At 64.6% G+C, this 7,092-nt stretch carries 3 protein-coding genes; all 3 read left to right on the top strand.

The window, feature by feature from the left end; genetic code table 11:
* The first annotated feature begins 46 nt into the window (after positions 1 to 46).
* Entirely contained in the window at positions 47 to 1,261 is a 1,215-nt protein-coding gene (locus AC0L3D_RS25190; RefSeq protein ID WP_473646179.1) for a deoxyguanosinetriphosphate triphosphohydrolase, read from the top strand.
* Positions 1,262 to 1,328: 67 nt separating this feature from the next.
* Positions 1,329 to 3,086, top strand: a complete 1,758-nt coding sequence (gene argS / locus AC0L3D_RS25195; protein ID WP_473646180.1) for an arginine--tRNA ligase — start codon at positions 1,329 to 1,331, stop codon at positions 3,084 to 3,086.
* Between the two features lie 103 nt (positions 3,087 to 3,189).
* Positions 3,190 to 6,924 (top strand): SPOR domain-containing protein, encoded by a 3,735-nt coding sequence (locus tag AC0L3D_RS25200; protein WP_473646182.1) that lies wholly within the window; start codon positions 3,190 to 3,192, stop codon positions 6,922 to 6,924.
* Positions 6,925 to 7,092: the final 168 nt, after the last annotated feature.

Below are 7,092 nucleotides of genomic sequence, written 5' to 3' on the forward strand. Positions count from 1 at the left end.
GCGGGGCTATGGAAATTGGTTGGGGCTATGGAAATCGGTTGGGGCGATGACAAATGAGTTGGGCGAAATCGGATTCGGCTATCGGCCACGCGCCGCCTATGCCTGCGATCCGGCAAAGTCGCGCGGGCGGCTGTTCGACGAGGTGGAGAGCCCGACCCGGACGCCGTTCCAGCGCGACCGCGACCGCATCATCCATTCGACGGCCTTCCGCCGGCTGAAGCACAAGACGCAGGTGTTCGTCGCGCATGAAGGCGACCATTACCGCACCCGGCTGACGCATTCGATCGAGGTGGCGCAGATCGCGCGCGCCCTGGCGCGGGCGCTGCGCGGCGACGAGGACCTGGCAGAGGCGGTGGCGCTGGTGCACGATTTCGGCCACACGCCCTTCGGCCATACCGGCGAGGATGCGCTGAACCAGAAGATGGCGGCCTGGGGCGGCTTCGACCACAATGCACAGTCGCTGCGAGTGGTGACGCGGCTGGAGAGCCGCTATGCCGAATTCGACGGGCTGAACCTCACCTGGGAGACGCTGGAGGGGCTGGTCAAGCACAACGGACCGCTGACCGACGCCGGCGGAAACGGGCTGAAGGGGCCGGTGCCGCAAGCGATCCGCGACTATTCGGAGCTGCACGACCTCGAGCTCGACCGCTTCGCCGGCATCGAGGCGCAGTGCGCGGCGATCGCCGACGACATCGCTTACAACAGCCATGACATCGATGACGGCCTGAGGTCGGGCCTTCTGAAGCTCGACATGCTGGAAAAGGTTTCGCTGCCCGGCTCGATCCTCGACGGCGTGCGTCAGCGCTATCCGGCGCTGGACGATGTGAGGACAGGGCACGAACTGATGCGCCGGCAGATCACGATGATGGTCGAGGATGTCATCGTCTCCACCACCGCCAATCTGGCCCGCATCAAGCCGGACAGCGCCGACGCGGTGAGGGCGGCAGGCGAGACGATGGTGACCTTTTCAGCCGAAATGGCCGCTTTCGAAGAGGAATTGAAAGCCTTTCTCTACAAGCATCTCTATCGACACAGCGAAGTCGTGCGCGTGCGCAACCAGGCCGAGCAGATCGTCAACGACCTGTTCGATGTCTATTTCGCCGATCCGCGCGCCATGCCCGATGGCTGGCGCGAGGGGCTCGACCGGGCTGATGATCGCATCAAGGCGCGCAGCGTCGCCGATTTCCTGGCTGGCATGACGGATACCTACGCTTTGAAGGAACACCGCCGTTTGTTTGACCATACGCCTGAATTAAGCTAGGCGGGGCTCGATTTTGCCGGCCAATAGACCGGATTCCCGCAAAGCCGCCAGAGCCAGGGCCACACCAATGAACATCTTCGCCGATTTCAACGCGCGAATTATAAAGGCCGTCGAAGCGCTTGATTTGAAAGACAAAGACGGCGGTTCGCTGGACTTGTCGCGCGTCGCCGTCGAGCCGCCGCGCGACGCCAGCCATGGCGACCTGGCGACCAATGCGGCAATGGTGCTGGCCAAGCCGACCGGCCAGCCGCCGCGCGTTCTGGCTGAAAGGCTGGCGCAAGCGCTGCGCGCCGACCCGGACATCGCCGCTGCAGACGTTGCCGGTCCGGGCTTCGTCAATCTCAGGCTCAAGGACGCGTTCTGGCAGGTGCATCTGACTGCGCTGCTCGGCGAAGGCCGCAATTACGGCCGCTCGACCGTTGGCGGCGGCAAGAAGGCCAATGTCGAATATGTCTCGGCCAACCCGACCGGACCGATGCATGTCGGCCATTGCCGCGGCGCGGTGGTGGGTGATGCGCTCGCCAATCTGATGGCCTTCGCCGGTTATGACGTGATCAAGGAATATGTCATCAACGACGCCGGTTCGCAGATCGACGTGCTCGGCCGCTCCGCCATGTTGCGTTACCGCGAGGCGCTCGGCGAAGACATCGGCGAGATTCCTGCCGGGCTCTATCCAGGCGACTATCTCGTGCCGGTCGGCCAGGCTCTGGTAAGCGAATTTGGCCGTTCCTTGCTGCAGATGCCGGATGAGGAAGCGCTTGCCATTGTCAAGGACAGGACGATCGACGCGATGATGGCAATGATCCGTGAGGATCTGGCGCTGCTCAATGTGCATCACGACGTCTTTTTCTCGGAGCGCACCCTGCACGCCGACAACGCCCGGAAAATCCGCTCGGCGATCAACGACCTGACCCTCAAGGGCCATATCTACAAGGGCAAGCTGCCGCCGCCCAAGGGCGAGAAGCCGGACGACTGGGAGGATCGCGAGCAGACGCTGTTCCGCTCGACAGCGGTCGGCGACGACATGGACCGGGCGCTGGTCAAGTCGGACGGCACCTTCACCTATTTTGCCGCGGACGTCGCCTATCTGAAGGACAAGGTCGATCGCGGTTTCGTCGAGCTGATCTATGTGCTTGGCGCCGATCATGGCGGTTATGTGAAGCGCCTGGAAGCGCTCGCCCGGGCGATTTCCGGCGACGAGGTGAAGCTCACCGTGCTGCTTTGCCAGTTGGTGAAGCTTTTTCGCGAGGGCGAGCCGGTGCGCATGTCGAAGCGGTCGGGCGATTTCGTAACGCTGCGCGAAGTGGTGGAGGAGGTCGGTCGCGACCCGATCCGCTTCATGATGCTCTACCGCAAGAACGATGCGCCGCTCGATTTCGACTTCGCCAAGGTGACCGAGCAGTCGAAGGACAATCCGGTGTTCTACGTCCAGTACGCCTCGGCGCGCTGCCATTCGGTGTTCCGGCAGGCGAGCGAACAGCTGGGCGAGGCCAATTTCGACCGCAATCGGCTGGCCGCCGCCACCGCTTCGCTGACCGACGAAGGCGAGATCGGCCTGATCAGGAAGCTTGCCGAATATCCGCGGCTGATCGAATCCGCGGCACTTGCGCTCGAGCCGCACCGGCTGGCATTCTACCTCTACGATCTCGCCTCCAGTTTCCACGGACATTGGAACCGCGGCACCGAAAATCCCGACTTACGTTTTGTTAAGGTTAACGACCGACAATTGACCCATGCCAGACTAGGGCTGGTGCAGGCTGTTTCGGACGTTTTGACGTCCGGCCTGACGCTGATCGGAGCCGATGCGCCCACCGAAATGCGTTAGGTTTGACTAAAAAACCTGTCACCTTTTGCCCACATTGCGCTGGTAAGGGCCAACCCTGCGCGACGTCAACGGCGTCCGAATGAGTGCGAGTTCGGGAACAATAATGGCAGACAGAACCCAGCTGAAAGCAGCCGCCCAAAACGATATCGCCAACGATGATCCGTTCGCGGAACTGACCAGGATCATGGGCTTCGACCCGCGCCAGCCGGTCAAGCCGCAGGCCCAGTCGACGGCGGCTGCAGCAAGTCAGCCAGCGGACGACGGCGATTTCGGCATCGACCTCGAGAAGGAGTTGATGGGCGAATTCGGCGGCGACGCCAATGACGGCGCAGCCGAGCTTCGCGAGCCGGCTTTCGACGCGGCTGCTACTGACCCAATCGACGACGAGCTTGTCGCGTCGCTCGAACAGGATCTCCTGCTCGACGACGATGCGGTAGACGAAACCGCCGTTGCCATTGCTGCCGACGATGTGCGCTCTGGCTTTGCCGGAACTCCCTCGGCTGCTGAAGCTGCTTTCGACGACGATTTCGACGAAGCGCTCGCCAGTTCGCTCGAAGACGTGTCGCTATTCGAAGACGATTTGCCGATGAACGACAGGCTTGCGAACGACGAGCTTGGGAACGACGAGCTTGCCGCGTCGCTCGAACAGGATTTCCGGCTGGACGACGACACGGCGGACGAAACTGCCCATGCCGTTGCCGCCGCCGACCTGGGTTCCGGTGTTGCCGAAGTATCCGCGCCGGCTGTTGAAGCGGCGTTCGACGACGATTTTGACCATGCGATCGCCAGTTCGCTCGAAGACGTGTCGCCGTTCGAAGACGATTTGCCGGTAAACGACGAACTCTCTGCGTCGATCGAACAGGATTTCCGGCTGGACGACGATGCGACGGACGAACAGAATACCGCCGCCGACATCTCCGCGCCGGCCGCTGACCCCGCCTTCGACGATGAATTCGACAACGCCGTCGCAAGCTCACTCGGAGACGAGCTGACGCTCGACGAGCACGTGCAGGTGGAGCAGGCTGCCGAAGCCGCCGACATCGCCGCGCCGGCCGCCGAACCCGCGTTCGACGATGAATTCGACAACGCCGTCGCAAGCTCGCTCGAAGACGAGCTGACGCTCGACGAGCATGAGCCGATCGAGGCCGTTGTCGAGGCTCCCGCTGCGGCTGTTTGGGCCGTTTCGGATGAGTCCGACGAGGACTTTGCCGACCACGACACTATGGCCGACGTCGCCATGGATGACGTCGACATGGATTTCGACATTCGCACGGCTGAGCCGGTCGAAGTCGACGAGCCAGAAATTGACGAGCCGGATTCTATCGCCGCCAACGACGACGAGCCTTCCGCCGCGACCCCGGAAGATGCGTTGGACGACGATTTTGAATTGAGCTTCGACGACACGCTTGCCGAGGAAGCCGAGAAGCCGGCTACTCAGGCCCCCGGCGTTGCAGCCGAACCGACGGCGCCAGCCGCCGTCGCTGAGGAGCGGAGCCTCGAAGACGAATTGAACGCGCTGTTGGGCACCATGAGCGCACGGGCTGCCCCGGTGGCAGCGTCCGCGGCCGCCATGGTCCAGCAACCTGTAGCCGCGGCTGGAGAAGCCGCCGACGAACCAGTGGATCCCACCGACGAACTGGCCGGGAGCCTTGACGAGCAAGACCTTTCGGAGCAGTCGAATGAAGACGCGGTCCAGGCCGCCGACGCCGACCTCGACACCGTTCTCCTCGACGGGCTCGTGGGCCATGATTTCGGCGCTGAAGACGCTGCCGGACCGGCTGATATCGATTTCGACGACGATGCATTGCACGCCGCCTTCGCCAAGGACATCGGTCTGGATCATGGCGATGACCCCGCTCCACAGCAGGATCCGAATGATTCGCTCAGCTGGATGGCGGCACCCTCCGCCGCGCCTGCGCCGGCCCGTTCGTGGAGCCGCGTAACGCCGGTGGCACAGCCGCAACCCGCCTTTGCAGCCCAGCCGACGGCTTCGGCGACCACAGAAACAACGACACCGCCAACCGCTGCGGCACCCTCATATCAGGATGAGCCGGCCTATCAGGATGAGCCGGCCGAAGACGATGCCGCCAATGCGGCACCTGCGCCCGCTCAAAGCGAACAAGCCTCTGCATATGACGAGATGCCCGATGTCGAGACAGTCGATGTGCCCGAGCGCGTCGTAGCGCTGGCGGACGACCTCGATATTCCGGAACTCGACGTCAATGAAGACGCACCGCCGGCGCCTGCCTATGACGATCTCGATACCGAGTTCGCCAACCTTCTCTCGGAAATGAATGCCGTGGACGTCGCTGCCGGCCCGGCGCGCAGCACGGCGTATGACGACGAATCCTACAAATCCGGATTCAAGCCGGGGGCCGGACCCCAGCCGGGGGCAGGGTTCCAGTCAGCGGCCGGGTTCCAGTCAGGCCATGAGCCCGACCGCGTTGAAACGCGGACCTATGCGGCGAGACCGGCAGCAGCGCCCGTCAGTGCGTCTTACGCCGATGCCGCCAGCGGCTTTGATCTGGGCGACTTGCCCAGCGGCCGGCCGGTTTCGCAAGCGCAAGCCAACGATTTTGCCCTGGACGAACTCGACTACGACCCCGAACTGGATGAGGCCATGTCGGTTCCAGGCCTGGCCGAGCAGAATGCCGCGAGGCCCCGGAGCCGCGGCCTGCTGGTCGCCGCAGTCGTCGGCGCCGTGGCGATCGCCGGCGGTCTTGGCGCCTTCGCGCTGTCTTTCGGCGGCAACGGCGGCACCGATGCGCCGGTCATCGTCAAGGCGGACAACGCACCGATCAAGGTCAGGCCGGAAAACCCGGGCGGCACCGTCGTGCCGAACCAGGACAACAAGGTTTACGACGCCGTGGCCAAGGGGGGCGCGAGGCCTGCCGAACCGGTCCAGGAAAAACTGGTCACCAACACCGAAGAGCCGGTGGACGTGGCGGCCAAGGAACCGCCGCAGAGCCGTGTGGTCGATCTTTCGCCCGACGACATCGACACGGCTGAAGCCGCCGATGCGGCCGGCGGCACGCAAGCGGCCGGGAATGCCGACGCCGCCGCGCCGGCACCCAAGTCCGAGGATCGTATCGCCCAGGTTCTGCAAGAGGCCGAGCAGGGCATCGACCCGGATGTCGTCGCCGTTGCGCCACGCAAGGTGAGAACCATGGTCGTCAAATCTGATGGTTCACTGGTTGCGCGCGAGGATCCGGCGCCTGCGGCATCGCAGGTGGCTGCCGTCGAGCCTGTCGATCCGGCGCCGCAGCTTGTGGCCCCGGCGGGTCAGGCCGGCGACGCGGCGCAGACCGGTACCGTAGCGTCTGTTGCCGACCAGGCAAGTGGCGACCTGTTGGGCGGCGATCCGGTGGGCGACCCAGTGGCCGGCGACCGGGCCGAAACCGCCACGCCGGAAGCAGTCAATCTGGCCGCCGTGCCCACGGCTGAGGCTGAAGCTCAAACCAACCAGCCTGCCAACACGCCGGCCACGGTTCCGGTGGCGCCGCAGCGTCCGTCCGACCAGCCGGTCGACGTCGTCGGTGAGGTCAAGCCCGACCAGGTTGCGTCCATCAGTCCGGCGGCGGCCTCGACCGGCGGTGGCTCGTGGTCGATGCAGATCGCCTCGCAGCCGACCGTCGAAAGCGCCCAGTCGACCTATCAGGATCTGCAGCGTCGCTATGGCAGCGTGCTTTCCGGCCACACGGCCAACATCGTCAAGGCCGAGATCGCCGGCAAGGGAACGTTCTATCGCGTTCGCGTCCCGGCGAAGTCGCGCAACGATGCGATCAGCCTGTGCACCAACTACAAGGCTGCCGGCGGCAACTGTTTCGTGTCGCGCTAACCATTTTCAAATCTCCCGCCCTTGGGCCAAAAGAACCGGGGGGGGGGCGGGCCCCGCCGGGGGGGGGGGGGGGGGGGGGGTGGGTGGGGGGGGGGGGGTGGGGGGGCGGCGGGGGGGGGGGGTGGGGGTGGGGGTTTGTTGGGGGGGCGGGAAAAAAACCCCCCCCCA

Source organism: Mesorhizobium sp. WSM4837, assembly GCF_055811435.1.